The 21,492-nt window shown below is 63.6% G+C and carries 25 protein-coding genes; 14 read left to right on the top strand and 11 right to left on the bottom strand.

Features of this window, described 5'->3' with window-relative positions; genetic code table 11:
• Nucleotides 1–9: 9 nt before the first annotated feature.
• Nucleotides 10–402 (bottom strand): Hsp20/alpha crystallin family protein, encoded by a 393-nt coding sequence (locus tag GRS80_RS12300; protein ID WP_149083125.1) that lies wholly within the window; start codon nucleotides 400–402, stop codon nucleotides 10–12.
• Nucleotides 403–475: 73 nt separating this feature from the next.
• Nucleotides 476–850, bottom strand: coding sequence for a hypothetical protein (locus GRS80_RS12295; RefSeq protein ID WP_160047789.1), 375 nt, complete (start codon nucleotides 848–850; stop codon nucleotides 476–478).
• A 186-nt stretch (nucleotides 851–1,036) separates the two neighbouring features.
• Between GRS80_RS12295 and glp the strand changes: the two genes are divergently transcribed.
• Nucleotides 1,037–2,362 carry a gephyrin-like molybdotransferase Glp gene (gene glp, locus GRS80_RS12290; RefSeq protein ID WP_160047788.1) on the top strand — a complete coding sequence of 442 codons (1,326 nt, stop codon included), beginning with the start codon at nucleotides 1,037–1,039 and terminating at the stop codon, nucleotides 2,360–2,362.
• A gap of 29 nt (nucleotides 2,363–2,391) precedes the next feature.
• On the opposite strand, the gene GRS80_RS12285 is transcribed toward glp, so the two are convergent.
• The 5 genes from GRS80_RS12285 to GRS80_RS12265 form a co-directional block, all read right to left on the bottom strand.
• Nucleotides 2,392–2,805: an SHOCT domain-containing protein gene (locus GRS80_RS12285; RefSeq protein ID WP_160047787.1), complete on the bottom strand. Its 414-nt coding sequence runs from the start codon at nucleotides 2,803–2,805 to the stop codon at nucleotides 2,392–2,394.
• 303 nt (nucleotides 2,806–3,108) lie between these two features.
• A complete protein-coding gene (locus GRS80_RS12280; RefSeq protein ID WP_160047786.1) occupies nucleotides 3,109–3,453 on the bottom strand; it encodes a hypothetical protein in 345 nt (114 codons plus the stop codon).
• The gene (locus GRS80_RS12275; RefSeq protein WP_160047785.1) at nucleotides 3,446–4,348 is read right to left on the bottom strand and encodes a hypothetical protein; all 903 of its coding nucleotides are present in this window, start codon (nucleotides 4,346–4,348) and stop codon (nucleotides 3,446–3,448) included. The genes GRS80_RS12280 and GRS80_RS12275 overlap by 8 nt, the downstream gene beginning before the upstream one ends.
• A gap of 20 nt (nucleotides 4,349–4,368) precedes the next feature.
• Nucleotides 4,369–5,034 carry a TetR/AcrR family transcriptional regulator gene (locus GRS80_RS12270; RefSeq protein ID WP_343161551.1) on the bottom strand — a complete coding sequence of 222 codons (666 nt, stop codon included), beginning with the start codon at nucleotides 5,032–5,034 and terminating at the stop codon, nucleotides 4,369–4,371.
• Nucleotides 5,035–5,087: 53 nt separating this feature from the next.
• A complete protein-coding gene (locus GRS80_RS12265) occupies nucleotides 5,088–5,366 on the bottom strand; it encodes a hypothetical protein (RefSeq protein WP_149083141.1) in 279 nt (92 codons plus the stop codon).
• A gap of 164 nt (nucleotides 5,367–5,530) precedes the next feature.
• On the opposite strand from GRS80_RS12265, the gene GRS80_RS12260 reads away from it, so the two are divergent.
• Nucleotides 5,531–5,920 carry a 30S ribosomal protein S6e gene (locus GRS80_RS12260; protein WP_149083132.1) on the top strand — a complete coding sequence of 130 codons (390 nt, stop codon included), beginning with the start codon at nucleotides 5,531–5,533 and terminating at the stop codon, nucleotides 5,918–5,920.
• 18 nt (nucleotides 5,921–5,938) lie between these two features.
• Complete coding sequence (locus GRS80_RS12255) at nucleotides 5,939–6,376, top strand: hypothetical protein (RefSeq protein ID WP_160047784.1); 438 nt, start codon at nucleotides 5,939–5,941, stop codon at nucleotides 6,374–6,376.
• Between the two features lie 221 nt (nucleotides 6,377–6,597).
• Here the strand turns inward: GRS80_RS12255 and GRS80_RS12250 are convergent, their stop codons facing one another.
• On the bottom strand, nucleotides 6,598–7,086 hold the full coding sequence (locus GRS80_RS12250; RefSeq protein ID WP_149083134.1) for a helix-turn-helix transcriptional regulator: 489 nt from the start codon (nucleotides 7,084–7,086) through the stop codon (nucleotides 6,598–6,600).
• Between the two features lie 477 nt (nucleotides 7,087–7,563).
• Here GRS80_RS12250 and GRS80_RS12245 point away from each other — a divergent pair, with 477 nt between their 5' ends.
• From GRS80_RS12245 to solA, 3 genes are all read left to right on the top strand, one after another.
• Nucleotides 7,564–7,992 carry a DUF5807 family protein gene (locus GRS80_RS12245; RefSeq protein ID WP_160047783.1) on the top strand — a complete coding sequence of 143 codons (429 nt, stop codon included), beginning with the start codon at nucleotides 7,564–7,566 and terminating at the stop codon, nucleotides 7,990–7,992.
• Nucleotides 7,993–8,084: 92 nt separating this feature from the next.
• Nucleotides 8,085–8,486, top strand: a complete 402-nt coding sequence (locus GRS80_RS12240) for a hypothetical protein (protein WP_343161550.1) — start codon at nucleotides 8,085–8,087, stop codon at nucleotides 8,484–8,486.
• Nucleotides 8,487–8,522: 36 nt separating this feature from the next.
• Entirely contained in the window at nucleotides 8,523–9,653 is a 1,131-nt protein-coding gene (solA, locus tag GRS80_RS12235) for an N-methyl-L-tryptophan oxidase (protein ID WP_160047782.1), read from the top strand.
• Nucleotides 9,654–9,670: 17 nt separating this feature from the next.
• On the opposite strand, the gene GRS80_RS12230 is transcribed toward solA, so the two are convergent.
• Both GRS80_RS12230 and GRS80_RS12225 read right to left on the bottom strand, forming a co-directional pair.
• Nucleotides 9,671–10,588, bottom strand: coding sequence for a TIGR03571 family LLM class oxidoreductase (locus tag GRS80_RS12230; RefSeq protein WP_160047781.1), 918 nt, complete (start codon nucleotides 10,586–10,588; stop codon nucleotides 9,671–9,673).
• Nucleotides 10,589–10,702: 114 nt separating this feature from the next.
• Nucleotides 10,703–11,359, bottom strand: coding sequence for a helix-turn-helix domain-containing protein (locus tag GRS80_RS12225; protein WP_160047780.1), 657 nt, complete (start codon nucleotides 11,357–11,359; stop codon nucleotides 10,703–10,705).
• A 115-nt stretch (nucleotides 11,360–11,474) separates the two neighbouring features.
• On the opposite strand from GRS80_RS12225, the gene GRS80_RS12220 reads away from it, so the two are divergent.
• Nucleotides 11,475–11,684 (top strand): DUF2892 domain-containing protein, encoded by a 210-nt coding sequence (locus tag GRS80_RS12220; RefSeq protein WP_160047779.1) that lies wholly within the window; start codon nucleotides 11,475–11,477, stop codon nucleotides 11,682–11,684.
• A gap of 218 nt (nucleotides 11,685–11,902) precedes the next feature.
• Here GRS80_RS12220 and GRS80_RS12215 read toward each other — a convergent pair whose 3' ends face one another.
• Nucleotides 11,903–13,870 carry an aconitate hydratase gene (locus GRS80_RS12215; protein WP_160047778.1) on the bottom strand — a complete coding sequence of 656 codons (1,968 nt, stop codon included), beginning with the start codon at nucleotides 13,868–13,870 and terminating at the stop codon, nucleotides 11,903–11,905.
• A gap of 220 nt (nucleotides 13,871–14,090) precedes the next feature.
• On the opposite strand from GRS80_RS12215, the gene GRS80_RS12210 reads away from it, so the two are divergent.
• The 7 genes from GRS80_RS12210 (at nucleotide 14,091) to GRS80_RS12180 (ending at nucleotide 21,393) form a co-directional block, all read left to right on the top strand.
• On the top strand, nucleotides 14,091–14,573 hold the full coding sequence (locus tag GRS80_RS12210) for a deoxyuridine 5'-triphosphate nucleotidohydrolase (RefSeq protein ID WP_160047777.1): 483 nt from the start codon (nucleotides 14,091–14,093) through the stop codon (nucleotides 14,571–14,573).
• 164 nt (nucleotides 14,574–14,737) lie between these two features.
• Nucleotides 14,738–15,292: a metal-dependent hydrolase gene (locus tag GRS80_RS12205; protein ID WP_160047776.1), complete on the top strand. Its 555-nt coding sequence runs from the start codon at nucleotides 14,738–14,740 to the stop codon at nucleotides 15,290–15,292.
• 284 nt (nucleotides 15,293–15,576) lie between these two features.
• A complete protein-coding gene (locus tag GRS80_RS12200) occupies nucleotides 15,577–16,041 on the top strand; it encodes a copper resistance protein CopD (protein ID WP_149082306.1) in 465 nt (154 codons plus the stop codon).
• Nucleotides 16,042–16,458: 417 nt separating this feature from the next.
• Nucleotides 16,459–17,625: a BMP family ABC transporter substrate-binding protein gene (locus GRS80_RS12195; protein WP_160047775.1), complete on the top strand. Its 1,167-nt coding sequence runs from the start codon at nucleotides 16,459–16,461 to the stop codon at nucleotides 17,623–17,625.
• A 53-nt stretch (nucleotides 17,626–17,678) separates the two neighbouring features.
• Nucleotides 17,679–19,256 (top strand): ABC transporter ATP-binding protein, encoded by a 1,578-nt coding sequence (locus GRS80_RS12190; protein ID WP_160047774.1) that lies wholly within the window; start codon nucleotides 17,679–17,681, stop codon nucleotides 19,254–19,256.
• A complete protein-coding gene (locus tag GRS80_RS12185; protein ID WP_235019722.1) occupies nucleotides 19,253–20,383 on the top strand; it encodes an ABC transporter permease in 1,131 nt (376 codons plus the stop codon). Before GRS80_RS12190 ends, GRS80_RS12185 begins: the two co-directional genes overlap by 4 nt.
• Nucleotides 20,380–21,393 (top strand): ABC transporter permease, encoded by a 1,014-nt coding sequence (locus tag GRS80_RS12180; RefSeq protein ID WP_160047773.1) that lies wholly within the window; start codon nucleotides 20,380–20,382, stop codon nucleotides 21,391–21,393. The genes GRS80_RS12185 and GRS80_RS12180 overlap by 4 nt, the downstream gene beginning before the upstream one ends.
• Nucleotides 21,394–21,492: the final 99 nt, after the last annotated feature.

The following is a 21,492-nucleotide window of genomic DNA, read 5'->3' as shown; positions in this document are numbered from 1 at the left end:
CAGCCTGGGTCACCTCGGTTCGTCTCGGTGGTCGTCGGAATCCTCGTCGCTGTGCTCGACGACGTCGATCGTCGTCTCCGGCGACTCGCATTTGGGGATCGTCACCTCGAGGACGCCCCGTTCGACGGCGACGTCCGTCTCGCCCCCGCGGGCGTCCCGCGGGAGCGGAAGATCGACGTCGACGAACAGCGACCGATTCTCCTCGAGGTAGCGAAACTCCCCGGGGAGGTCTTTCTCCCGGTGAGCGTCGACAGTGAGGCGACGGTTCTCGACCGAGACCTCGAGCGAGTCGGCAGTGATCCCGGGCACGTCGAGAACGACCAGGTACGCGTCCTCGCTCTCGAGCAGATCGAAGAAGACGTCCTCGGAGAGGTCCCGCAACGCGTCGCGGAGCGCTGACATGCGTACACGTTCGAACGCCGATACGAAAAAGGCCGCGGTACCGGCGGATTCGTGAGCGCTCGTCGGACGGCGCTTACAGATCGAGCGTTTCCGTCGCGACCGCACCGAGCAGGGCGAGACAGACGAGGATCATCGCACTTTGGGAGACAGTCGCGACGACGGAGTCGACGCTGCCGCCGGTCATCAGCGCGATCGCGTCCGGGACGACTCGAGCCGAGCCGAGGATGCCGAGGACGGCGAGTGCGCCGATGCCGTAGACGGCGACCTGTCCCCGGCCGAACTGCCGTCCCACGACGCCGAGCACCACGATGAGGACGCCAAAGATCGCGGGGATGAGCGCGGTGACGCTCGCGAAGTCGGTGACGACGTACGCGCCGACGCCGAGGGCGACGAGAACCACACCGAGGGCGATGCCGACGGTAGACGTGAGCTGACCGGACGTATTCATACGACGAGTTTCACACTCGTTGGCGAAATTCTCTTTGGTCGACCCGTCGAAGGCGCTCCGTTCGGACCGCTTCCCCGTGGCTTCGCTCCTCGAGTAGCGGATCGCACCGAGCGTGTGTCTCGAGTCGTGCTCGGCGACGGGGAACGGTCCCCTACGCTTTTGCCGTCGGGCGACTCGAGTGAGCGTATGAAAGGAGCCGACCGCGAGCGCACGGAGGCCGGGTTCAAGGTTCGGACGCCGGTCGACGAGGCTCGCCGGATTCTACGGGACGCGATCGAGAACGGCGGAGCGACCGGCGGCAACGGAGCTGCCTGCCCGGTCGGAACCGAAACCGTCGACGTCGAGCGAGCCGACGGGCGGGTGCTCGCGACGGACGTCGAGTCGTCCCGGAACGTCCCCCACTACCGGCGAGCGGCGATGGACGGCTACGCGGTCCGGGCTGCCGACACCTTCGGCGCGAGCGATCGCTCGCCGGAGATTCTCCGGATCGCCGATGGCACGGGAGCCGACGCCGCCGTCGAACCTGGCACCGCAGCGCGCGTCCACACCGGCAGCGCACTCCCCGAGGAGGCCGATGCCGTCGTGATGATCGAACGGGTGACCGAACTCGAGGCCGCGGGCGAACTCGAGGTCGAAGACGCCGTCGCCGGGGGTGAGAACGTCGCGCCGATCGGCGAGGACGTCGAGGAGGGCCAACCGCTGTACGAGTCCGGACATCGCCTGCGACCCTCGGATCTCGGTCTTCTGCGGTCGGCGGGCTACGCTCGCGTGCCGGTCGCCTGCCGGCCCACCGTCGGCGTCGTCCCGACTGGCGAGGAACTCGTCGCCGGCGACCCCGGTCCGGGCGAGGTGATTGAGACCAACGGCCTCACCGTCTCGCGACTGGTCGACCGGTGGGGCGGTCGGGCGACCTATCGCGACGTCGTCACCGACGACTCCGACTCGCTTCGGGTCGCCATCCAGCGCGACCTGACGAAAGATATCGTCGTCACGACCGGCGGCTCTTCCGTCGGCGAGCGTGACCTTCTGCCCGAAGTAATCGACGATCTGGGCGAAGTGCTCGTCCACGGCGTCGGCCTCAAACCCGGCCATCCCGTCTGTCTCGGGATCGTCAAGGGGACCCCCGTCCTCGCACTCCCCGGCTATCCGGTCGCCTGCATCGTCAACGCCGTCCAGTTCCTTCGGCCCACCGTGCGGTGGCTCGAGGGGACCGTCCCCGATCCCCACCCGACGACCCGGGCTGTTCTCGATCGGAAGATCCCAAGCGAGCCTGGGAGCCGGACATTCGCCCGCGTCCGACTCGAAGGGCGTGCGGACGAACGACGCACAGACGAACACTCGAGCGACGAGGGAGACGAGCCGCTCCACCGCGCGATCCCGACGCGAGCCAGCGGCTCTGGCGTCCTCTCGTCGGTCGCGCTCGCGGACGGCTGGGTCGTCGTCGACGACGAGCGCGAGGGGATCCCCGCGGGGGAGACCGTCGCCGTCGAACACTGGGAGCCGAACACGTAGGCGACAGAGTGTCCTGGATCGCCTCGCGGTCAGCGTCGGTCGAACTCCCGAGAGTCCGACCGGGATCGCTGCCGATCGATGCCGTCGTCCTCCTCGAGCAGGTAGTCGAGTTCGCGCTCGAGTTCCGCCTCGTCGATCTCGCCGTCGACGTAGCGAGACCGGACGCGGGTTTCGGGATCTGGCGGGGCGGCCTCCCGGTCGCGGTCCTCGAGCGATCGGCCGATCGGGGTGGAGTCGACGCTGTGCTGGTCGTCGTCCCCGCTGAGCAACGTGTACAGTCCGTACGCCGCCAGCGCGATCGCACCGAGGACGGCGGCCGTAACGAGCACGGAAACGACGAGGGAGACGACGGTACTGATAATCGTCCAGGCGACGAAGAGGGCGATCACGCCGAGCAGGAACAGACCCAGTCCCTTGAGGAGGAACGTGCTGAGGCGGCCCATACGTCCCGTTCGAGCGGCGGACACAAAAACGCCCCGCGTCTTCGACCGCCGCGGGGGTCGCTCTCGAGCGAAAGCGGCTACTCACCACCGTCTCGATCGAGCGGGTGCTCGGGGTTCGAACCCCGACTCGTCCGGATCGTTGTCGTTCGGTATCGGTGATCGATGACCCCATCCGAGCGATCACCGGTACAACGCGACACCAATCCGTATCCGGTTTGCTGTCCCGGTGGACCGACCCAACCGCGATCCAGATGGCGGTTTCGCCGGCACTGACGGAGAGCAGACCATATCACGGCGTCGGGTTCATGAGCCGTTCGAACGCGGTTCGTCGGGGGAGCCGACGGTCGTCTCCGTTCGTTCGGTCAGACTGATGAGGTAGACGTCGAGCACACAGACCAACAGGACGGCAAGCGGGACGGCGACGTCCACGTACTCGACGCTCTCGAACTGCAAGGCGGTGACGACGAACGGTTCGCCGGGTTCGAACGCGCCGGTGAGGGTGCGCGCGCTCAGAAACGCGAGCGCGAGGACGTAGAGGACGAACCAGATCGCCCCACGCTTCCACCGGCCGAGGTAACAGTGACCCAATCCGGCAGCGATCGCCGTCAGCGGGTACGCGAGCCAGATCGGCCGCGTGAGCTCAGCCATCGACGTCAGCTACGTGCTCGAACGGAATGCGCGTTGCCCTTTCGAGACGATCGATCGGATCGCGGCGCTCGTGGCTACCCGCCGACTCGTCTCTCCCGCGCCGGAGGGACTCGATCGCCGTTCGAGCGGTCTCGAGGTGGTCGATCATCGGCGGCTGTGTCCCGTCGGGGTGGCCGACGTCGTTCCGGTCGTCGCTTCCGTCGGCGCGCCACCGGTCGGTGGAACCGGACAGCGTTCGAACAGCAGCGGTTCGTACCTCGTCGCGAACCGACGGCGTTGCGGTGAGTGCCTCGGTCAGCGACCGGGCGTAGCGTTCGATCGCGGATCGCGTCTCGGCAGTCGCGCCGACGGCCGTCGTTCCGAGCGCCGCCGCGGTTTCGGCGAGTGAAACGTCGGGGTGTCGCGACGCGTCCGACCGAGACGTAGCTGGAGCCTCGATCTCCGGGTTCAGCGAGAAAAACCCCGTCGCGATCGCCGTCGATCCATCGACGAGCGTTCGGTACAGCTCGAGCGCCCGGCGGTCGGAGACCGGTGTTTTCCCGATCGTCGTGTACGCCGAAGCGTGGAGGAAATCACTTGCCAGGATCGCGGCGTCTCGATCGTTCGCAGTCTCGTATCGGTCGTCCACGAGGAGTGCGAATCGAATCGAAACGTATCCGTCGAACGAGTAGATCGCTTCGGAGACGGGCCCGAGGGCGTAGTCGCCCCGATCGTCGACCCTGTCGTCGTCGAAGCTCCGGGCGACCTCGCCGGCGAGCGTACAGAGCGCAACCGAGAGACATCGGTCGCGGGTCGGCAACGAGTCGGCAACGATCGCCCGAACCGATGGCGGGAGATCTCGGAACGATCGCCCGTCGTGATCGGGGCGGTCGTGTATCGTCGTGTAGTCGCTCATGATAGTGGGAACCGTGATAGTCAGGGGTCGTCCCCGGTCGCCTCGGCGTTCGAATCGGAATCGATCTCCGACGGCGATTCCGTCTCGACCGGAAAGTCGGCGCTTTCGGCCAGCAGTTCGTCGAAGATGCGTGCGACGAGCGCGGCGCGGACCTCGTCGAGATACGCCTCGCGCTCGAGCGTGAGCTGTCGGATCCGCGCGCCGTCGATCGCTGCGATCAACAGTGCAGCCGTCCGTTCGGGATCGTGGTCGACGAACGCTTCGGTGGCGATACCGTCCTCGAGGATTCGCTCGAGGGCGACGCGGAGCCGCTCGTCGCTTCGCCGAAGCTGTTCGCGATACCGATCGTTGTGCGGTGCCTGGGTTCGCAACTCGAGCATCGCCGTATGAAACGACTGTAGATCGCCGTCGTCGGCACCATAGAGGTACCAGTCGACGAACAACGCGAGCCGTTCGACGGGATCGGCAGACTGGAATTCGGTGATCCGTTCGTCGACCATTTCGAGCAGATAGTCGAGGAAATCGACGACGAGATCCTCCTTCGAGTCGTAGTGATAGAACAGAAGCGACTTGCTCTTGTCAGTCTTGTCGGCGATATCCTGTGCCGTCAACTCGGTGTAGCCGTGCTCGCACAGCGCCTCGTAAGTCGCGGTCATGATCTCCGCTCGAACGTCCGGATCGGTCACTAGCTGACCCATTGGTCAGGCACGGATAAAAGTCGTTTCGTTTCCCTGGCCTGTCACTTGCGAAACTGACGGATCCCAAACTGCCCGTACTCGCCGTAGGCGACCTCGAGCGACCCAATCCACCAGTTCCACCGCTCGGAGGGGGTGCCGTCGGGCGCATCCGACAGCTCCTGGACGACGATCGCGGTCGTCAGGGGGACGCCGACGTCGTCGGCGTAGGCACCCGAGTCCGCGAGGTCGACGGCCTGACGGACGACGACACGCGCCTCGCCGTCAGTTCCGCCGAACTCCTCGCACAGTCGCCTCTCGAGGCGGTCGGGATCGATGAACACGCTCGTGAGTAGGCGGGCAACGTACTTGACTGTTCGAGTCGCTGGTGTCGGTCTCGAGACGGCCACGCCCGCCGACAAGAGATCGTTCGGCCCGCCAAACGGGGCGTCCCCGACCGTCGAACTGAAACGATGTTCTTTTGAGCGCCGACCGTCTTCCGTCGGTCATGGCAAGTTTCACTGTCGTCGTCGGCGACCCTGAGTCGGGGTCGTCCTACCAGCTCGAGGCGGAAGAACAGGACGCGAATCGCTTCATCGGCCGATCGATCGGCGAAGAGGTCGACGGCGGTGCGGTCGGACTCGACGGGTACACCCTCGAGATCACCGGCGGCTCGGACGACGCCGGCCGTCCGCTCAACGGCGACGTTCAGGGGCCAAACCTGACGGAAATCCTGATGGAAGGGCGCCAGACCGGATACCGCCCACAGCGCGACGGCGAGCGCCGACGAATCACGGTTCGCGGTGGCGAGGTTTCCAACGCCGTTGCACAGATCAACGCCTCGATCGTCGAACGTGGAAGCACCGACGTCGACGAACTCCTCAGCAGCGACGAGTAATCCCCGTTCTCCCCGCTTATGGCAGATCGAATTTCGAGTGACCATCCCGCCGTGCGGACGGTTCGAGCGACGTGTACGGAGACGACGACCGGAGTCCGACTCGACGTCCCGGTCGACGGGCGCGACGCGTTTCCGGTCGACGATGTCGTTCGGTTCGTGATCGATCGTGACCGGCTGTTCGGTCGCGTCGAGCGCGCGCTGACGGGCGAGGAGCTCTCGATTCCCGGCGTCTACGAGACGCCGGATGTGGCCCGCGACCCCAGCGGTGGGGTCGACCGGCTGACCGCGTGGGTCGACGACTCGAGCGTCCGAGTCGGCGGATCGGTCCTGATCGACGTTATCGAGCCGGAGTTTCTCTACGGGCTGCGAGAGCCGGGTGAGACGACCTACTACGACGCCGTCGAACCACCAAGTGATTCGCTAAGCGAGATCGCGAGCAATCTCGAGGACTCCTGATACGGACTGGACGAGTCCGTCCCAGTCGGTCAGCGATCGACCGACAATCAGACGGATTGCTGTACCGATCTACCGGCACGCTCGCAGCCTGTCCCGCGATTGCATCGCAAACGACTGATACGGATTACTGTAGCGATTTACCGGTGAGACCGCCGTCCGGGTCGCGGTCTCACCGGAAATGATCTACAGTAAACCGTATGAGAGCAGTCCGTCCGAGTCGCTTAGTACCGCGAGAGGTACGCATACATCAACAGACCGAACGCCAGGTGCTGGATCATCGACCGCTCGAGCGTCGATCGAACGAACTCCTCGTCGGCGACCGAGTACTCTTTCGTTCGTACTTTCGCGTGCATCGACAGTACGTCTTCTTCCTCTAGGTCGTGCAGGGACGGATAGATCGTGCCAGGACTCAGTTCGGTTTCGAAAAAGCGGGCGACATCCGAGATCAACTGTTCGCCGTGGGACTCCTCCCGAAAGGCGATAAGCATCAGAAGGATCTCCTCGACGTTTTCCTTGACGATCGCATCATCGAACCGAACCTCGTCAGTTGGTAACGCACCGTCAACTTCTGACAGTAGCTCGTCGAACTCACGCTCTACCTGATCGGTCGCACCCGACGCGTCGAGCGAGTTCGATTCCGACGTTCCGTCCGTACTCGCCCTCGAGAGTTCCTCGAGAACGGTTTCCGTAGTAGTTGCATCCTCTCGCATTGACGATCACTGCAGGGGGTTCCGCGAGTGGGCGTTCACCTGCCGCCGATAGCACACCGTCGGCGACCATGTGACATGATCCCATCCACGACTACTGGATTTCTGGACCTGGCAACTATTAAACGACAGGGAACCAACCGTACCGAAATTCGATAAATCAATCGAGTTGCTACGAGACAATAACGAAAGATGGGGTGATGGTCGGACACAGCAGCCGAATCATCTACCAAAATAATTCATACATCTTATATATGCCAATATTATTGCGTGTGTGGCCAATAGTATGCTGGGATTGGGAAACAATATAATACTTTTGGCCGAACGAGATGGTACTTTTCACTCGCAACTCCGAGCGGTAATGGCACTGTGCGTCGAGACCTGACCGAACGTCGGCCGTCGGTTCCGAACCACTCCCGATCTGGTATCGGGGCCGACGCGAACGACGCCCTTTTTCCGCCTCGGCCGGCAACCACGACTATGAGTACACCTCGTGAGGAGTTTCTCGCCGGCGACAGACCCGACGATGTCGCGCTTTTTCTCTCCGAATCGTACGTCTCCGACGACCGATTAGCCCGGTTTGGAACCGACGTCGACGGCGGCGTACTGATCGTCGTCGACGGCGAACGCGGACGAAGCGCCTTTCACGCGGCGACAGGGACCGGGGCGATGGAGTTCGCACAGTCCGCAATGAGCCTCGAGGGTGAGATCGCCGACGACCTCACGGGCGGAGACTGTCCGGAAGCACCGGACGACGACGATCACGTCCCGCAGTTCGTCTTCGCGTTCACAGAGGAGCAAAACGAGGACGTCGGTGGGATCTACGCCGACGGTGACGTGATCCACACCTACGCACAGTGTCGGTGTGGCACGGCGTACTCGGACCGCTGGAACGTCTCCCAGCAGTAGCGGGGAGTGGATCGCCGACGCTCGCCGCTTCTCGAGGGCCGGTGGACGTTGCCGGCCCAGGAATCAGTATCCCGTCGATCGAGGCGACACACGTGAGTCCCAATCCAGACGACCTCGAGTTGAGCGAACCCGAACGGGAAGCCTTACACGACCTACAGGTTGGAATCGAGTACGTCCACCGGTCGTACGGCTCGTTGCTCGAGTTTCATCACCAGCTCGGTCACGCGATGGACCGCATGAGCCACGCCAAGGACGCCCTGCGGGCGGCGGGCCACGAGGAGTGGGCCGACGAACTCAGAGACGACCATCTTCCTGCGGGAGCGGTGAGCGACCAGTGGACGTTCGAACTGGTCGAGGAGTTCTCGACGGAGTTTCTGGCCGACGTCGACGCCTTCGAGGACGAGGTGCGCGAGGAGGTGGCCGACGGAGTTGACCACGTGACCGAACGCCGGCAGAAACGGCGGCTTCGCGAACGCGCTCGCCGGGACGAGTAGGCAAGGGTTTTCGAGGGGCCGGACGTATGCCCCTCCATGAGCGAACGGTACGACGTGATCGTCCTCGGCGTCGGCGGCATGGGGAGCGCGACGGTCGCCCACCTCGCCGACCGCGGTGTCGACGTCCTCGGGCTGGAGCGATACGACATCCCCCACAGTTACGGCTCCTCGCACGGCCTCAGCCGGCTCTTTCGACTCGCGTACTTCGAACACTCGGCGTACGTCCCGTTGCTCCAGCGCGCCGAGGAGCTGTGGCAGGACCTCGAGGCAGATCACGACAGCCAGCTGCTGTACCGAACCGGTTCGATCGACGCTGGCCCCGAGGGCGACGCGCTCGTCGAGGGCTCGAAACGCTCCTGTGAGGAACACGACCTCGAGTACGACCTCCTCTCGAGTTCCGAACTCACCGACCGGTTCCCCGGCTACCGGTTACCCGAAGGGTACGAGGCGGTCTATCAGCCCCAGGGTGGATTTTTGCGCCCCGAGGAGTGTACCGTCGCCCACGTCAACCGCGCCCACCGCGACGGGGCGACGATCCGCGCCCGCGAGCGCGTCGTCGACTGGCGACCGACCGACGGCGGCGTTCGCGTCGAAACCGACCACGGTGCCTACGAGGCCGACCGGCTCGTGATCACCGCGGGCGCGTGGGCGGCGCGGTTCGTCGACGAACTCGAGGGTGTTGCCGTTCCCGAGCGGCAGGTGCTCGCGTGGCTCCACCCGACCGAACCCGACCAGTTCGATCCCGAGCGGTTCCCCGTCTGGAACCTTCAGGTTCCCGAGGGGCGGTTCTACGGCTTCCCCGTCTTCGGCGTTCCGGGGTTCAAGTTCGGCCGCTACAACCACCGCGAGGAGACCGTCGATCCAGACGCCTTCGAACGCGAGGCGACACAGGCCGACGAGCGTCTCCTCCGGGAGTTCGCCGAGGAGTACTTCCCGACCGGGGCCGGACCGACGATGCGCCTCCAAACCTGTCTCTTTACGAACACACCGGACGACCATTTCGTCCTCGATACGCTTCCCGACCACCCCCAGGTCGCAGTCGGCGCGGGCTTTTCGGGCCACGGCTTCAAGTTCGCCAGCGTGATCGGCGAGATTCTCGCCGACCTCGCACTCGAGGGGGAGACCGACCACGACGTCGACCTGTTCTCGCTCGACCGGTTCGACTGATCGCGGTGAACTGACGCTCAGAACTCCCCGACGATGTCGTCGGCAAACGTGGACAGCGCCCGTTCGCTATCCTCGTCCTCGAGTCCGACGATGACGTGATCGAGCCCGTAGCCCTCGAGTCGGGCGAAGTACTCTCGGAACCACTCGACGCCCGCCCGATAGCCGAGATGCAGGTGTTCGGGCTCGGCGGTCGGATCGTCCGCAAACGCCACCCTGACCGCGATGACGAACGGCTTCGCCCCTGCGAGCTCGCGCCAGTCGGCGATGTAGGACTCGAGTGTCGATTCGGGGAGGTGATAGAACAGCCACCCGTCGCCGTTGTTCGCGATCCACTCCCGGCTCTGGCGGGCGTTGCCCGTCGGCAACATCGGGAGGGTTTCGGTCGTCGGCTTCGGAACGACGTCGAGGTCGCCCTCGAGCGATCCCCACTCGCCCTCACGTTCGGGATACTCTTCGCGCCAGCACGCGCGTATCGCCTCGAATCGCTGGCGAAACGCCTCGCCCCGAGAATCGGGGTCGACGCCGAAGGCCGAATACTCGGGGTCACGGTCGCCGGAGGCGACGCCGAGGACGAGCCGACCCCCGGAGAGCCGGTCGACGGTCGCCGCCGACTTCGCGACGTGGATCGGATGCCGGAGTGGAAGGACGACGCTCGAGGTGCCCAGAGCGACGTCCTCGGTGTTCGCCGCGACGTGGGTGAGCCATGGCCAGGTATCGAACGTCTGGCCCGCGTCGCCGAATCGCGGCCAGTAGGTCGGGACGTCCCGCGCCCACAGCGCGTCGAAGCCGACCGACTCGGCGTGTTTCGCGAGCCGAACTTCGGCGTCGACGGCCGGCCTCGAGCGATTCGCGTCAGTCAGCGGAAACCCCGCGCCGAAGGTCAGTTCGTCCGGCTCGAACAGGCGGCGGTAACCGGCATTCGCGTGACTCGACATTCGCTCGAGCTATCGGCTCCGTTCACATGACGCTGTCCGTTCGTCCGATTGACGACGTAACCGAAAACACATCGTCCTCAGAGACAGCGATACAGGGGACGCGCTCGGAACACGTCACTGCTCGAAGAGCATCGAAAATACCCGCGACTCGGCTTTCTGTAAGTGTTCCGCGGCGGTCGATGTCGCACAGTCCAGTTCGTTCGCGACGTCTTCGATAGTCGCACCGCGAGGAGTATCGAAGTACCCGACAGCCAGCGCGACTCGTGCGGCCTCGCGTTGTCTCGCCGAGAGCGTCCCGACGACGGTATCCTCGACCACCGGCCCCGTTCCGACGGCTTCGACCGTGACGTCTACTCCCTCGGGGACACCCTCGATCGCGGCCTGAATCGCGCCGTCCGTCCCGACCAACGTGAACGTGCTGCTTCCATCGTCGTGACACTGGATCGGAGGAATCGTCAGGACGTTCTCGCGGATGAAGTTCTCGAACAACAGCCGGGCAGGAGTGGACCGATCGGCGGCCAGGAAACAGTACGCCTCGTCGTCACCGTTCGGGAACAACTCGGCGTCACGGACGTTCGCGCCGTCCTCGAGTGCACGGCCGAGCCGCCGATAGTCGCCACGAACCCAGAGTAAGAAACCGGCAGGTGGATCTGCCACGTTCCAGTTGACGATCCGCACGTACGAAAGATACGACGCCTCCCGGGTGAGAAGACGGTAAACGGGTGGCAAATACTCGTCCGGCGGCGATATCGTGATTCGAACCCGTTTCATATTCGAGACAATTCGGTGATGGCACAAAAGCTCCCGGGAGCATTCAACGGAGGGTATAAATCCGGCAGAAGTATTCGGCAGAATCGACTCTTCCTCGTGGAACGAATCGCCACCCATGCGAACGAATCTGGACGAAATCGGACGAATTACTCGTGGAGCCGTCGGAATCTGGCTCGTCGCTGTCGCAATCTCGGCGTACCGGGCAAAGCGACGAACCACTGCAGCGATCGCGGGGATCGCTGGACTGGGATTACTGCAAAACGCCGTCACTGGGTACTGTGGTGGAAATCGACTGTTCGGAATCGATACGACGGAGGACGAATAACGGGACGACGGAGATTTGCGTACCGTTCGCTACGCTCGCGGCACGTTCGACAGACCGCGGAGGACGCGCTACCGTGTATTGAACGCCGTTCAACCGGAGCGGACACCGCGAGAACAACGAACCGATTGCGGGAGTTGAACCGCTCATCGAGAGCGCTACTGTCAGAAAAGTCGCAATCGGAAGTCAACCGGGTCGTCCCGATCGACGTTCGTCGACGGTCAGTCGTCGGCGGTCGCGGCGCCGCTCTCTTCGGCCTGGTCTTTCGTCCAGGCGAGTTTGCCACCGGCCGCGAGGATGTCGCGTTCGCGCTCGGAGGCGTCGAGCGTTGCGGTGTACTCGTCGCCGTTGACGCGGACCGTGAACTCCTCCTGGCCGGAGGTGACGGCGTCGTAGACGTCGTCGACGATCTCGATCTCGTCGCCCTGGTCGATGTTCTCGTAGGTGTCCTCGTCGATCGTCAGCGGGACGATCCCGAAGTTAAAGAGGTTCGCGCGGTGGATCCGGGCGAAGCTCTGGGCGAGGACGCCCTCGATACCGAGGTACATCGGACAGAGCGCCGCGTGCTCTCGCGAGGAGCCCTGGCCGTAGTTCTCGCCGGCGACGAGGAAGCCACCGTCGGCCTCGAGTGCGCGCTCGGCGAACGTGTCGTCGACGCGAGAGAGGGTGAACTCGGAGAGTTTGGGGACGTTCGACCGGTACATCAGGATGTCCTGGGTCGCGGGGATGATGTGGTCGGTCGTGATGTTGTCCTCCATCTTGAGCAGCGCCTCGCCCGCGACGTCGTCGCCGAGCTGGTCTTTCAGCGGGACGTCGCCGATGTTCGGGCCCTTGATGAGTTCGTCGTCGACGGCCTCGTCGGGTGCGATGAGGTCGGTCTTCGAACCGTCGTACTCGTCGGGGAGTTCGACGCCGGGGTCCTCTAAGTCGCCGAGTTCCTCGGCGAGGTCACGCGGATCGACGATTTCGCCTTTGATCGCCGCGGCGGCGGCGACCTCCGGCGAACAGAGGTAGACGTTGTCGTCTTCGATACCCGACCGGCCCTCGAAGTTACGGTTGAAGGTTCGAAGCGAGACGGAGTCCGAAGCGGGCACGTGACCGATGCCGATACACGCACCGCAGGTGGCTTCGGAGAAGTTGACGCCGGCGGCCATCATCTCGGCGACCCACCCCTCGCGGGCGAGCATCTCGGAGGCCTGCTTGGAGCCGGGCGCGACGATCGTCTCGGTCTCCATCGAGGTTTCACGGCCCTCGAGCATCTTCGCGACGGGGAGGATGTCCTCGTAGCCGCCGTTGGTACAGGAGCCGACGATGACCTGCTGGACGTCCTCGCCTGCGACCTCGCTGACGGGGACGACGTTGTCGGGCATCGACGGCTGGGCGATCAGTGGCTCGAGATCGGAGAGGTCGACGACGATCTCGTCGTCGTACTCCGCGTCGTCGTCCGGCTGAATCTCGACGTACTCGTCGCCGCGACCGACGCGCTGTAAGTAGTCTTCGGTCTGCTCGTCGGTCGGGAAGATCGAGGTCGTCGCACCGAGTTCGGTCCCCATGTTGGTGATCGTCATCCGCTCGGGTGCGGTGAGCGTCTCGACGCCTGGGCCCGTGTATTCTAAGATCTTGCCGACGCCGCCTTTCACGGAGAGCCGTCGGAGCAACTCGAGAATGACGTCCTTCGCGGTGGCCCACTCGGGGAGTTCGCCCTCGAGGCGGACGTTGACGATCTCTGGCATCTCGATGTAGTAGGGGGCACCGCCCATCGCGACGGTGACGTCGATCCCGCCAGCGCCGATGGCGAGTTCGCCGAGGCCGCCGGGGGTCGGCGTGTGGCTGTCCGAACCCAGCAGCGTCTTGCCGGGAGCTGCAAAGTTCTCGCGGTGAACGTTGTGGCAGATGCCATTTCCGGGGCGAGAGAAATGTGCCCCGTACGTTCCGGCTGCAGAGCGGAGGAAGCGGTGGTCGTCCGTGTTCTTAAAGTCGAACTGATACGTTTGGTGGTCACAGTATTGAGCTGCGATTTCGGTCTGGACTTCGTCCAGTCCCATCGCTTCGAACTGGAGCCAGACCATCGTTCCGGTCGTGTCCTGTGTGAGCACCTGGTCGATCTCGATTCCGATCTCCTCGCCGGTCTCGAGTTCTCCTTCGACGAGGTGATCGTCGAGAATCTTTTCGGTGAGAGTCTGTCCCATAGCGTCCGAGACTCGGCCGTCCGTCCTGATAAATCCAGCGTGTTACTGTGGGGATCAACCGTGTTAATTCCGCCGAGGGCGATAATTGTCGCGGAAATTTCGTCATCGATCCAGACAGTTGTCGAGCGATTCACTACATTCGTTATCGATTACCAAACAGCCCGCGTTCGCGGCGAAGCGGTTGCTTTTTCTCCGTCCATCCGGTCTGAGGAATACGATTATGTTTCGCTCCGGTGCGTTCGTCGCCGATCACGTCTCGTCGATCGAGGAAAACCAGCTCCAGCCAAACGGCGTCGACCTCACCCTCGATGTCGTTTTCGAGCAACTCGAGCCGGGACGAATCGGTCGCGACGGCAAGGAGATCGGCGACCGCGTCGCCCGCCCACTCGAGGAGCTCGAGCAGAAAGATCCTGACACCTACTACCTGCCGAAGGGGGCGTATATCGCCCGCTACAGCGAACGGATCGAGATTCCGGAGGGGCACGTCGGCTTCGTCTATCCCCGGTCGTCGCTGATGCGTAACTCCTGTATGTTGAACACGGCAGTCTGGGACGCCGGCTACGAGGGTCGCGGCGAAGGCTTGCTGCAGGTCCACCACGACATCCAGATCGAACGCGGGGCCCGGATCGCCCAGCTCGTGTTCGCCGAGGCGAATCACGAGGGCATCTACGACGGGAGTTACCAGGGCGAGAACCTCGAGTAGGCGGTTCTCGCTCCTAAACGATCGGTCTCGGAGTCGCCTGCAACCTGTTCGTGACGAGGATCCGCGAGCGAAGCTCGGAGGTGACGGCCTTCCTGACCGATCGCGGCGGGTGAGACCGTTTTTGTATCCCGGCGACGAGGAGTCGATATGACCGGTGACTGGCTATGATGGCGACTACTCACGTCTTTGCCGCGCTCGTAGTCGTCGCGCCGGTCGCCTACGCCCATCCCGAACTCGGAACCGCGCTCGCAGCCGGGGCGATCCTCGGCGGACTCGCACCGGATCTCGACCTCGTCCTGGAGCACCGCCGGAGCTTCCATTTCCCAATTTCCGGCCTCGCCGTTGCCGTTCCCGCGGTTATGATCGCTGCTGTCTCTCCCTCGAGTCTCGCCGTCGGCGTCGGGGCGTTTGTCGTCGCAGCCTGGCTCCACGCCGTATCCGACGCGATCGGCGGCGGTCCCGAGATGGACCCGTGGAACGATCGATCGGAACGAGCAGTCTACGATCACGTCCGCGACCGGTGGATCCGACCTCGCCGCTGGATCAGGTACGACGGCGCACCCGAAGACGCCGCCGTCGCAGTCGCCCTCGCGATTCCGACGCTGATCGTCTTCGACGGCTGGACTCGGACACTCGTCGCCGCCGGGATCGCAGTCTCGCTCGTCTACGCCCTCCTCCGGCGGCGTCTGGTTGCGTGGACGCCGGACTGGCTCGAGTGACTGATACGGATTGCTGTCACGATGTACCGGCGAACCCGCAGACTGATCGCGGGTTCGGCGGTACTGACTGATACGGTCTGCTGTAAACCGTATGACACGGATCGGTGGAGCGTTGTACCCGTAATCGACCGGACGGGATCGACGATCACCGATACCGAACGACCGCGGTCGGTATGACTCTCTCGACCGGGACTCGAGGCGACCGCGAACGGTCGTAAACGTGGCTCGTTCTCACTCGAGTGAAAGTCGGAACTCTGATACCATCCCTCTCCAAGCCAACCCGTATGGTCGATACGTTCCTCGCGCAGACGGCACACCTCGTGTTCGCCGCGATCTGGGCCGGTAGCGTGTTCTACGTGGCGTTCGTCGTGTTACCGCTCGCTCGAGACGGCGCGTTCAACACCACGCGTCCGCTCGAGGGTATTTCGAGGAAACTGACGACGATTTCACGCGTGAGCGCGCTCGTGTCGTTGCTCACTGGGGGTCACCTCGCTGGCACGAGGTACACCAGCGAGAGCCTCCTCAATACCACGAACGGCCAGCTCGTCATCGCGATGGTCGTTCTCTGGCTCGTTCTCGCGGCGCTCGTCGAGATCGGCGCGAAGCGACTCGAGGCCGGACTCAACGGAAAGAAGCTCCGTGAACCGGCGAGTGACGTGCTGGGACTGTACCGGGCGGCCGCAGTCGTCGCGATCGCGTTACTCGTCGTCGCGGGCGCGATTACGACGAATCTCGCGGCGACGATCTAAACGGCAAGGCGAGTTCCCCGTCCCACCGCGGATCCGGGTAAAGCGCGTCACTCGGCCCGAAGCGCGTTCGGATTATCGGAGTATATGCTCTCGTTACTGCTACTTGATCGCTCCGTTTCTCGTGTTGCTCCTGGGGGAGAAGACAGACTGCCTGTAATTAGTTAATCACATACTGGAATCAGTATGTAGCGAGCGGATAACTAAAAATAGAGAATACTATCGTGAGCAGAATGTAACGGAGTAATGAACACCGAAAGGAATTGAGTTCTATTTGTAGAGAGTTCAAAAGCTGTATTTTTCCACAGTTCTAAACTGAGTAGCCACAACCAACAACTGACAGAATTGGGTCATATAGTAGAAAAGATTGCAATTATATGAGTAAATTTATAGTGTAATAGGTCTTCTGATGAGAACGTAATGACACCAGACCACAAGGGTGCGAAGTCGTCGCGTGGGGAACGGACGAGTCTGAACCGACGGACGGTACTCGCGTCCGGCATAACGGTCATCGCTGGGACGACGGTCGCTGGCTGTGTTGGCAACGGCAACGGTGACGGTAACGGTGACGGTAACGGCGACGGCAACGGTGACGGCAATGGCAACGGCAACGGTGACGACGCCGAGACGAACGTCGCGATCATCTCGAGTCCGGCGGGATTCGACGACAACGCGTTCAACGACAACGCCGTCGAGGGGCTCGAGGAGGCGTCGAACGATTTCGACCTCGAGTACACGACGATCGAAGAGACCGAGGAAGCCCAGTACGAGTCGATCCAGGCCGACGCGGCCCAAAGCGGCTACGACCTCATCGTCTGTGTCGGTGACAACCACACGGACCCGCTTCACACCAACGCCGAACAGTATCCGGACCAGAACTGGATGCTGATCAACAACGTGATCGACGGCGCGGACAACGTCTCGGGCTGGATCGAGATGAACAACGAGATGTCGTTTCTCGCCGGCGTCGTCGCGGGCGTGATGACTCAGGAGGAGTTCGCACACGAGGACAGCGAGACCAACCCGGACGAGTCGGTCGTCGGATTCGTCGGCGGCGAGGACATCCCGCTGATCAACGCCTTCGAGCAGTCCTACATCGAGGGCGTCGAGTGGGTTAACGACGACGCGGAGGTGTTGACCGGTTACGGTGGAAGCTTCTCCGACACCGGTGCGGCGAGCGACGTTGCCGAATCCCAGATCGACGACGGTGCGGACATCGTCTGGCACGCGGCGTCGGCCGCGGGTGCCGGTGCGTTCTCGGCGGCACAGGACAACGACCGGTTCGCACTCGGGGTCGACGTCGACCAGTCGGTCACCGAAGAGCAGTACCAGGACGTCATCCTCGGCTCCGCGGTCAAAGCGCTCAACGAGGCGACGTACGACGTCTCCGAGGCCGTCGTCAACGGCGACTTCGAGAGCGTCGTCGGTGAACAGAACCTGAGCATCGCCCAGGGGAGTATCGACTTCGTCGTCGGCCAGGCGTTCGACGGCGAACTGCCCGACGCGGTCGAGCAGAACTTAGAGGACGCGAAAGACGGGTTCGAGAACGACGAGATCGAACTCACCTGCGGCCCGACCAGCTGCTGAGGGCGTCGCCGTCTTCAGTTTCGTATTTATGAGTATACTTCCGACGGAGGACAATGACGACGAGTAACGTACCGCCAGCGGTTAGACTCGAGGGAATCACGAAGCGATTCGGCGACGTGGTCGCCAACGACGACGTCGGCTTCACCCTCGAGAAGGGGTCGATTCACGCCGTCCTGGGCGAGAATGGATCGGGGAAGACCACCCTGATGAGCGTACTCTACGGCCTGTACGATCAGGACGAGGGCGAGATCGTGATCGACGGCGAACCGAAAACGGTCGAGTCGCCTCGCGACGCGATGGCGGCGGGGATCGGGATGATCCACCAGCATTTCCAGCTCGTCGAGACGATGACCGTGCTCCAGAACATCGTCCTCGGCCACGAGCCGACCGAGAACGGGCTGGTCGACGAGTCGGCCGCCAGAGATGACGTCGAAGAGATCTGTTCGCGATACGACTTCGATGTCGATGAGTTCCTCGACACACGCGTCGAGGAGCTCGATCTCGGCGCCCAACAGCGCGTCGAGATCGTCAAAAGTCTCTACCGGGGTGCCGAAATCCTCATTCTCGACGAGCCGACGGCGGTGCTCACCCCCCAGGAAGTCGAGAGCCTAATGGCCGTCATGAACGATCTTCGGGACGACGGCCGCTCGTTGATCTTCATCTCACACAAACTCGACGAAGCCCTGGGAATCGCCGACGATATCACCGTTTTACGGGACGGGGAGGCGATCGGCACGGTGCGGGCCGAGGACACCGACGAACAGGAACTCGCACGGATGATGGTCGGTCGGGAAGTGCTGTTCGACCGACTCTCCCGGGAGGCGGAGCCGGGCGATCCCGCACTCGAGGTCGAGGATCTGTGGATGTCCGGTGACCGCGGCCGCGAGCAGGTCCGCGGCGTCGACCTCACCGTCCGCGAGGGCGAGATTCTCGGCATCGCCGGCGTACAGGGCAACGGCCAGAGCGAACTCGTCGAGGGAATCACCGGCCTCAGATCGGTCGACGACGGCTCGATCCGACTCGGCAACGAGGAGATCACCGACCGAAGCCGACGGGCTCGGATCGAATCCGGAATCGCCTACATTCCCGAGGATCGCCAGACGGAGGGGCTGGTCCAGGAGTACTCGCTCGTCCGGAACGCGTTGCTCGGAAACCAGACCGTCGAACCGTACGCGACCGGCGGGCGGATCGACTGGTCGGCAGTCAAAGACCACGCCGAGGAGATAATCGAGGAGTTCGACGTCCAGCCACCCACGGCCGAAAACGACGCGGAATCGCTCTCCGGCGGCAACCAACAGAAGTTCATCGTCGGCCGAGAGATCGGACACGATCCAGACGTGATGATCGCCGCTCATCCGACTCGAGGCGTCGACATCGGCTCGATCGAGTTCATCCACAACCGGCTGATCGAACTCCGCGAAGAGGGGCTCGCGATCCTCGTCGTCTCCTCGAAACTCGAGGAGATCCAGAAACTCTCCGATCGGATCGCGGTCATGTACGAAGGTGAGTTCGTCGACGTCGTCGATCCCGAACGCATCACCGAGGAGGAACTCGGTCTCCTGATGACTGGCGGGAGCCTCGAGGACGATACGACCGAGGAAACTGAAACCGATACGGAGGCACAGGCATGAGTAGCGGGGTCGGCCGACTCCGCACAGGACTCGACCGTGCCGCCGCGAAGATGCTCGATGCGACCGTTCTCGAGCGGATCGGGATAGCGATCGGATCGACGGCACTAGCGTTACTCATCGGGTTGGTCATCGTCGCAGCCTCTGGATACGATCCGATTCAGTTCGCCAACCAGCTCGTCGTCGGCTCGTTCGGCAGCGAGCGAGCGATCGCACGGACGCTTCGGTACTCGACGCTGTTCGTGCTCGCTGGCGTCTCAGTTGCCATCGCGTTCCGTGCGGGCGTGTTCAACATCGGCGTCCAAGGACAGTTCATCGTGGGCGGCTTCGCGACCGTCGTCTCGATCGTCTCGCTCGCCCCGTATCTGCCCGACGGGACGATCGGTGGGGTCGCGTTGATGGTGATTGGAACGATCGCCGCCATCGTCGCCGGTGGCCTGTATGCGGCGCTTCCTGGCGTGTTGAAAGCCTACGGTGGCGCAAACGAGATCATCACCACGATCATGCTGAACTTCATCGCCATCGGCTTCGTCGGCTGGCTCGTTGCGGGTCGATTCGGCGATCCCGAGGCGACTGCAACCAGAACCGAGCGCATGCCCGATACCGTCGGCTTCCCATCGGTCGTCTTCGACGATCCCAACCTCTCGATCGTCGGTATCCTCGTTACGGTCGTCGTCGTCGTCGTCGTCGCCGCCGTGATGACCCGGACGAGTTTTGGCTACGACATGGTGACCAGCGGCTATCAGGAGTCGGCCGCGACGTACTCCGGCGTCGACGCCAAACGGATGATTGTCTCGACGATGACGTTCTCCGGAATGGTCGCCGGACTCGGCGGTGCGATCTTCGCGATCATGATTCAGGGCTACTTCACCGACCCGTCCGGCATCGGCAACTACGGCTTCGACGCCATCGCCGTCAGCCTGCTCGCGGCGAACAATCCCCTCGGGGTCGTTCCGGCGGGCCTGCTGTTCGGCGGCCTCGAGTCCTCGAGTTCACACATCCAGATCAACAGCGACGTTCCCGTCCAGCTCATCGACGGTATCGTCGGGCTGGTGGTCCTGTTCGTCGCCGTTCCCGAACTGTTCCGGATGATCGCCCGGCGAACCGGGCTCGGGGGTGAGTCGCGATGAGCGTCGCCGACTACGCCCAGCGGGAGCGCGTTCAGCTGGCCGGTGCCACGGTCGTCGCACTGCTCATCGCCGCCGCGGTGTTCACTTTCGTCTTCGACATCGCCCTCGAGCGACTGCTTACGGTCGGCTTCCTGACCCGATCGCTCGAGATGGCGACGCCGATCGCACTCGCCGCGATCGGTGGTCTCTACGCCGAGAAAAGCGGCGTCTTCAACATCGGCCTCGAGGGGTTCATGATCTTCGGGGCGTTCAGCGCCGCGGCGACGATGTACCTTCTCGGCGGAACCTCGCCGAGCCAGCTCGACGTCTGGCTCGCGATCGCGATCGCTGTCCTGATCTCGGCGATCCTGACGGTGTTTTTCGCCGTCCTCCTGATCCACTTCAAGGCGGATCAGATCGTCGCCGGCCTCGCGGTCTGGTTCCTCGGCCTCGGATTCGCCCCGTTTACCGCGGCGATCATCTGGGGGAGTCGCTCGAGTCCGGGCCTCGAGAGCATCAACCCGCTGGCGTTCGGCCAGTCGCCGCTGGTCGTGCTCACGGTGATCGTCGTCCTGGCGTCGTGGGTGTTCCTCTACCGAACGAAGTACGGGTACTGGATCCAGGCCGCCGGCGAGAATCCCGAGGCGCTGGATACCGCGGGCGTCGACGTCAACCGGGTTCGGTACGCGACCGTGATCTTCTCCGGCGCGATGGCCGGCCTCGGCGGCGCGGTGTTGCTCGCTCACGCCGGCAACTTCGTCGGGACCGGCGAGACGATGGTCGACGGACGGGGCTGGATCGGCATCGTCGCCTACCTGTTCGGCAACTACAACCCGATCGGCGCGGCGGCCGCAGCGTTGCTGTTCGGCGGGCTCGACATGTTGAACGTCCAGTTCCAGACGGTCGGCATCGAAGTCTCCGCGCGACTGGTCAACCTCCTGCCGTACGTCGCTGTCATCGTCGTGCTCACGGCGTGGGGGAAGACCCGGATGCCTTCGTCGGTCGGCGAGCCGTACGAGAGCGAGGACTAGCCTCCTTTTTCTCCGAATCGACTCTTTCTGTCCGTCCGAGGTGGGCGTCCATTCGGTTGACGGTCCGGCGGCTGAACCAGAATCCGATTCACCGAGGGC

Origin of the sequence: Natrialba sp. INN-245 (genome assembly GCF_009807105.1) — an archaeon.
In the GTDB taxonomy this organism is placed as follows: domain Archaea; phylum Halobacteriota; class Halobacteria; order Halobacteriales; family Natrialbaceae; genus Natrarchaeobius; species Natrarchaeobius swarupiae.
This window is presented reverse-complemented; position numbering and strand designations above follow the sequence as displayed.

What these genes read in the sequence shown, in the direction of transcription:
- GRS80_RS12300 (WP_149083125.1), bottom strand. Translation starts at nt 402, where the DNA reads ATGTCAGCGCTCCGCGACGCGTTGCGGGACCTCTCCGAGGACGTCTTC.
- GRS80_RS12295 (WP_160047789.1), bottom strand. Translation starts at nt 850, where the DNA reads ATGAATACGTCCGGTCAGCTCACGTCTACCGTCGGCATCGCCCTCGGT.
- glp (WP_160047788.1), top strand. Translation starts at nt 1,037, where the DNA reads ATGAAAGGAGCCGACCGCGAGCGCACGGAGGCCGGGTTCAAGGTTCGG.
- GRS80_RS12285 (WP_160047787.1), bottom strand. Translation starts at nt 2,805, where the DNA reads ATGGGCCGCCTCAGCACGTTCCTCCTCAAGGGACTGGGTCTGTTCCTG.
- GRS80_RS12280 (WP_160047786.1), bottom strand. Translation starts at nt 3,453, where the DNA reads ATGGCTGAGCTCACGCGGCCGATCTGGCTCGCGTACCCGCTGACGGCG.
- GRS80_RS12275 (WP_160047785.1), bottom strand. Translation starts at nt 4,348, where the DNA reads ATGAGCGACTACACGACGATACACGACCGCCCCGATCACGACGGGCGA.
- GRS80_RS12260 (WP_149083132.1), top strand. Translation starts at nt 5,531, where the DNA reads ATGGCAAGTTTCACTGTCGTCGTCGGCGACCCTGAGTCGGGGTCGTCC.
- GRS80_RS12255 (WP_160047784.1), top strand. Translation starts at nt 5,939, where the DNA reads ATGGCAGATCGAATTTCGAGTGACCATCCCGCCGTGCGGACGGTTCGA.
- GRS80_RS12250 (WP_149083134.1), bottom strand. Translation starts at nt 7,086, where the DNA reads ATGCGAGAGGATGCAACTACTACGGAAACCGTTCTCGAGGAACTCTCG.
- GRS80_RS12245 (WP_160047783.1), top strand. Translation starts at nt 7,564, where the DNA reads ATGAGTACACCTCGTGAGGAGTTTCTCGCCGGCGACAGACCCGACGAT.
- solA (WP_160047782.1), top strand. Translation starts at nt 8,523, where the DNA reads ATGAGCGAACGGTACGACGTGATCGTCCTCGGCGTCGGCGGCATGGGG.
- GRS80_RS12230 (WP_160047781.1), bottom strand. Translation starts at nt 10,588, where the DNA reads ATGTCGAGTCACGCGAATGCCGGTTACCGCCGCCTGTTCGAGCCGGAC.
- GRS80_RS12225 (WP_160047780.1), bottom strand. Translation starts at nt 11,359, where the DNA reads ATGAAACGGGTTCGAATCACGATATCGCCGCCGGACGAGTATTTGCCA.
- GRS80_RS12220 (WP_160047779.1), top strand. Translation starts at nt 11,475, where the DNA reads ATGCGAACGAATCTGGACGAAATCGGACGAATTACTCGTGGAGCCGTC.
- GRS80_RS12215 (WP_160047778.1), bottom strand. Translation starts at nt 13,870, where the DNA reads ATGGGACAGACTCTCACCGAAAAGATTCTCGACGATCACCTCGTCGAA.
- GRS80_RS12210 (WP_160047777.1), top strand. Translation starts at nt 14,091, where the DNA reads ATGTTTCGCTCCGGTGCGTTCGTCGCCGATCACGTCTCGTCGATCGAG.
- GRS80_RS12205 (WP_160047776.1), top strand. Translation starts at nt 14,738, where the DNA reads ATGATGGCGACTACTCACGTCTTTGCCGCGCTCGTAGTCGTCGCGCCG.
- GRS80_RS12200 (WP_149082306.1), top strand. Translation starts at nt 15,577, where the DNA reads ATGGTCGATACGTTCCTCGCGCAGACGGCACACCTCGTGTTCGCCGCG.
- GRS80_RS12195 (WP_160047775.1), top strand. Translation starts at nt 16,459, where the DNA reads ATGACACCAGACCACAAGGGTGCGAAGTCGTCGCGTGGGGAACGGACG.
- GRS80_RS12190 (WP_160047774.1), top strand. Translation starts at nt 17,679, where the DNA reads ATGACGACGAGTAACGTACCGCCAGCGGTTAGACTCGAGGGAATCACG.
- GRS80_RS12185 (WP_235019722.1), top strand. Translation starts at nt 19,253, where the DNA reads ATGAGTAGCGGGGTCGGCCGACTCCGCACAGGACTCGACCGTGCCGCC.
- GRS80_RS12180 (WP_160047773.1), top strand. Translation starts at nt 20,380, where the DNA reads ATGAGCGTCGCCGACTACGCCCAGCGGGAGCGCGTTCAGCTGGCCGGT.